Genomic DNA, 540 nt, shown 5'->3' with positions numbered 1-540 from the left:
CGACCGGGCCATGGAGATCTGCCGCCGGCACCCACCCGGCCGCTATGCGGCCGGCGACGGGCACTGGGTCAGCTGCTGGGGGTACGCCGGAAAAGGGGAGGTGGCATGACCGTACCGATTATCGCGACCCGGCGGTTGAAGAAGGTTTTTACGGTCAAGACCGGGCCTTTTTCCGGCCGTCAGCGGATCCACGCCGTGGACGATGTCAGCATCGCCATCGCCGAAAAGGAGATCTTTGCCCTGGTGGGGGAATCGGGCTGCGGCAAGACCACCCTGGGGCGGCTGCTTTTGCGCCTGGAAGAGAAAAGCGGCGGCACGGTGCACTTTCGCGGAAGCGATATCCATGCCCTGAATGAGGGTGCCCTGCGCGAGCTGCGCAAAGAGATGCAGATCATCTTCCAGGATCCCTACGCCTCCCTTAATCCGCGGTTGCGCGTGCGCAGCATTCTCGCCGAACCCCTCCTGGCCCACGGCTACGGCAACCGGGCGGTGGTCGATGGGCGCATTTCGGAACTCCTGCACCTCGTGGGCCTGCGCGGG

The 540-nt window shown here is 65.2% G+C and carries 1 protein-coding gene; it reads left to right on the top strand.

Annotated features, from left to right (window positions below; translation table 11 throughout):
• Positions 1 to 105: 105 nt before the first annotated feature.
• Positions 106 to 540: ATP-binding cassette domain-containing protein (locus JCM12296_RS35540; RefSeq protein WP_218188480.1), on the top strand; the 435-nt coding region annotated here is incomplete at its 3' end.

The sequence above is a fragment of the Desulfosarcina cetonica JCM 12296 genome, from assembly GCF_001311845.1.
GTDB classification, from domain to species: domain Bacteria; phylum Desulfobacterota; class Desulfobacteria; order Desulfobacterales; family Desulfosarcinaceae; genus Desulfosarcina; species Desulfosarcina cetonica.
The sequence above is the reverse complement of the archived record's forward strand: the minus strand, read 5'-3'. Positions and strand labels throughout refer to the sequence as shown.